Annotated in this window: 4 protein-coding genes; 2 read left to right on the top strand and 2 right to left on the bottom strand. The window is 60.9% G+C overall.

The genetic code is table 11. The features are described 5' to 3' along the window. Both EN984_RS25545 and EN984_RS25540 read left to right on the top strand, forming a co-directional pair. Window positions 1-888 (top strand): FAD/NAD(P)-binding oxidoreductase (locus tag EN984_RS25545; protein ID WP_127384036.1); only part of this gene is annotated, 888 nt, incomplete at its 5' end. Window positions 889-1,099: 211 nt separating this feature from the next. Beyond that, on the top strand, window positions 1,100-1,837 hold the full coding sequence (locus EN984_RS25540) for a hypothetical protein (protein ID WP_127270107.1): 738 nt from the start codon (window positions 1,100-1,102) through the stop codon (window positions 1,835-1,837). A gap of 71 nt (window positions 1,838-1,908) precedes the next feature. Here EN984_RS25540 and EN984_RS25535 read toward each other — a convergent pair whose 3' ends face one another. Both EN984_RS25535 and EN984_RS25530 read right to left on the bottom strand, forming a co-directional pair. Further along, window positions 1,909-2,649, bottom strand: a complete 741-nt coding sequence (locus tag EN984_RS25535) for a polysaccharide deacetylase family protein (RefSeq protein WP_127270105.1) — start codon at window positions 2,647-2,649, stop codon at window positions 1,909-1,911. A gap of 133 nt (window positions 2,650-2,782) precedes the next feature. Further along, on the bottom strand, window positions 2,783-3,930 hold a 1,148-nt coding region (locus tag EN984_RS25530), incomplete at its 5' end, for a bifunctional diguanylate cyclase/phosphodiesterase (protein WP_164765641.1).

Genomic DNA, 3,930 nt, shown 5'->3' with positions numbered 1-3,930 from the left:
AAGCAGAAAATCGTGGTCGTCGGAGCCGGCGCCGGCGGACTGGAGATTGCGCGGGTCGCGGCTGAGCGCGGCCACAAGGTGATGGTGCTTGAAGCATCGAGCCAGGCCGGCGGCCAGGTGCGATTGGCGACGCAGAACCCGCGCCGCAAGGAGCTGATCGGCATCATCGACTGGCGGCTGGCCGAACTCGACCGGCTCGGCGTCGAGATCCGCTACGACACCTGGGCGGAAAAAGACGATGTCCTGGCGCTGTCGCCCGATGTGGTGGTGGTCGCTACCGGCGGCCTGCCGCAGAACCCGCCGCTGACATCAGGCGACAACCTTGTCACCTCGAGTTGGGACATCATGGCCGGCAGCGTCAAGCCGGCCGAAAATGTGCTGCTCTATGACGACAATGGCGGCCATCAGGGCATGGGCGCCGCCGAACTGATCGCCAATGCCGGCTCGAAACTCGAGCTTGTATCGCCGGAGCGTTTCTTTGCCCCGGAAATGGGCGGCATGAACCATGTGCCCTATATCAGGGCCTTCCAGGAAAAGGGCGTCACCATCACCATCAACACGCGGCTGCGTTCGGTGCGGCGTGAGGGCAACCAGCTGATCGCAGAGCTGGCTTCGGATTTCGCCGATGGCTGGCGCGGCGAGCGCAGGGTCGACCAGGTGGTGGTCGAGCACGGTACGCTACCGCTCGACGATCTATACCTCTTGCTGAAGCCGCTGTCGAAGAATGGCGGCGCGGTCGACTACGAGCGTCTGGTGAGCGGTGGCGACATCTTTCCCAAGCGCAATCCAGAAGGCGGCTTTGTTCTGTTCCGCATCGGCGACGCGGTCGCCTCGCGCAACATTCATGCCGCCATCTATGACGGCATCAGGTTCGGCTTGCGAATCTGAAATTAGCTATCGCCAGGATCGTAGCGCGCGGCCGAAGCTTCCTGCAAGAGCCCCTAGACTGGACTTTCCCTGTCGTACTTGTAACGATCTAGGGTGATCCAAACGCTTGGGATCAGTTTCATTCTACTGCAAGTCTGCAGGGAAATCGCGAAGCAGTGCGTCTTCTGCCGAGAAAAGTTGACGAAAACCTAACAAAGTCCGGGGGGACAAGTTGACCAAGAAAGATCCGTTCGTTCCGCGCCAGACCAATACGGCGCTCTACATGCAGCTATACGAGAATGGATATTCGGTTGCCGATATCGCCCGGGTGCAAAAGGCGTATCGTGTGTGTTGCGCGATGTTCAACGGCCGCTACCGCAAGACAGGACGGCCGTTCATCTGCCATGCGGTGGGAGCTGCGTCATCGGCCGCGCATTTCGATAAAAGCGTCGATCTTGTCCTGGCCGCGATGTTTCACGCTGCCTACGACAGCGGCCACTATCCGGACGGAAAGTCCAGCAGGCGCACCGATGCACACCGCAGATGGCTGGAGCAAACAATCGGTCCCCGGGTTGAAGGTCTTGTCGCCCGCCTGGTCGGACTGAAATTCGATACCGGAGACCCCGAGCGCCTTGTGGATGCCGGCGTGCCGGCCGGCGACGAGGACATCTTGTTCCTGGTGCTTGCCCATGAGGTGGATGACCTGGCGGACGGAGGATTGGCGTTTGCGCCCAAATACGGTCAGTCCATACGATCGAGGGTTGCTGCCTGTGCCACTCTGGCGAGGTATCTGGGCCGCGAAAATCTTGCCGTCACCATCGAAGGTTACGGTGCCCGCTACGAGACGATGGCGTGGGCTGCTCCCCTCCAGGAGACGAAGCTGATTGGCTTTCAGATTACGCCAAATTTACGCACATACATCAAATTGCGCCGCCACAAGTTACGCGGCGAATCAGTCGAGGTGCTTTGACACCTCGCTGATCCCGCGACAGATTGGCGTGTCGATGCGCAACCCGCTGAGAACTGGCCGTCCTTGTCGCCTCAGTCGTCGTAGCCCTGGATTGTCCCAAAGGTGTAGTGGCGCAGCTTCAATGCGGTGATCAAATTGGTCAGCTTCATCTTGCCGTCGAAACTGTCCTGGAACATCTCGTCATGCATCAGCAGGATCAGCTTGCCGGGCTTGACGAAGCGGCCATAGCCGAACAGGTGATCGATCTCGCTGACCAGATGGTCAACGCTCTGCACCGGCTCGCCGTTGTCCTTGTGCACCCATTCATGGTCCCAGCCGTAGAGATAGAAGCCTGAGGCAGCGACAAACTCGTAGTCGGGCTCTTCACGCCCCTCCTGGGCGAGCCCAAGCGAGGTGTCGTTCTTCGACATGGAGGGCAGCCTGAACACGTCGCGCCCCGGTAGCCTTGCATGCACCACGGGCTTCAACCCGAGCACCGCGTTTGCCCTTACCATGTCGGCGACGACACCTTCGGTGTCGCCGTAGAAATGCCGGTAGTGATTGTAGGCATGGCTGTAGCTGTGGTTGCCGAGCGTCACCAGAGGAAGCTGCCTGGCGCGCTGGACGAGCGCTCTGTTGGCGGCGCTAGCCTGTGCGTGCATGCCGACCATGAATAGGGTTGCAGGAACCTGCTCGGCTTCCAGCACATCGAGGATGTTGCTTGTGCCGTTCAGCGGCCCATCGTCGAAGGTAAGATATATTATGCGATCGGCCCCTTGGGCGGGAACCGCAAAAATCAAAACCGCCGCCAGCACAAACCGAAACGGTGTCATCAGCCCCGATATCCGGTTGCGATCACGACAAGGCCGCCATGTCCACAACGGCTTGTCAAGGCGAGCCGGTGCATGTCGCCCAAAAGTGCGCAGCGGTTTTGGGATAACGACATGCGCAAACAAAAAGGCAAACCTATGCCAGGCTTCCTTGCAGCACCGTCAGCTTGGCCTTCTTGGGCATGCGGGCGGTCAGCCATTCCAGCGCCTTGTCGTGCGGCATCGGGAAGGCGATGGAGTAGCCCTGCACCTGGTCGCAGCCGATCGCCATCAGCGAATTGAGCTCGGCCTCGGTTTCGGCGCCCTCTGCGACGATCGAGATGCCAAGGCCACGCGCCAGCTCGGTGATGGCGCGGACGATCTTCGAGTTGTCGCCATTCTCATGGATGTTCTGGACGAAGCGGCGATCGATCTTCAGCCGGTCGATCTCGTTCGGGTTGACATGGCTGAGCGAAGCATAGCCGGTGCCGAAATCATCGAGTTCGAGATGGACGCCGGCTGCCCGGATGTGCCGCAGCTTGGCCGCGATACCCGTCTTTTCGTCATCGAGGATGACGGATTCGACGATTTCCAGCGACAGTTTCTGCGGCGGCAGCCCGGCCTTTTCCAGCGTCTCGAACAAGAACGCATCGAAATCGTGTTCGCGCAGCTCGGTGCCGGAAACATTGACGGCAAGCCGTCCGAAGGCAATGCCGGCGCGGTTCCATTCGGCCGCCTCGTTGATCGCCTTGGTGATGACGATGCGGCCGATCTCGGGCATGAAGCCGCATTTCTCGGCGACCGGAATGAACTCGCCGGGCGGGATCATGCCGCGCTCCGCATGGTTCCAGCGCACCAGCGCCTCGATGCCGCTGATCGTGCCGTGGGTCAGTGAGACCTGCGGCTGGAAATAGACCTGGAACGCCCGCTCGGCGATGGCAACCTTGATGTCGTGCTCGAGCTGCTTGCGATAGTCGAGTTCGCGGCGCAGCTCCTCGGAGAAGAAGGAGAAGTTGCCGCCGCCAAGCCTCTTGGCGGAGTAAAGCGCCAGATCGGCGTGGACCAGCAAATCCCCGGCATTGTCGGCGTCGATCGGATAGACCGCGATGCCGGCGCTGGCGCCTGGGAGAATGGTCGTGCCCTGGAAGACGATCGGCTCGTTGATATGTGCCAGGATGCGTCGCGCCAGCATATTGATGTCTTCGGTGCCGCCGGCGCCGCCGAGGATCATGACGAACTCGTCGCCGCCCAGGCGCACGCACAGATCCGACGCCCGGCAGGAATCGCGCATGCGCTGTGCCGTCA

Origin of the sequence: Mesorhizobium sp. M7A.F.Ca.CA.004.12.1.1, assembly GCF_003997835.1 — a bacterium.
Lineage (GTDB): Bacteria > Pseudomonadota > Alphaproteobacteria > Rhizobiales > Rhizobiaceae > Mesorhizobium.
The sequence above is the reverse complement of the archived record's forward strand: the minus strand, read 5'-3'. Positions and strand labels throughout refer to the sequence as shown.

Excerpts from the sequence above, each read along its gene's own strand:
- EN984_RS25535 (WP_127270105.1), bottom strand. The coding sequence starts at position 2,649 with ATGACACCGTTTCGGTTTGTGCTGGCGGCGGTTTTGATTTTTGCGGTT.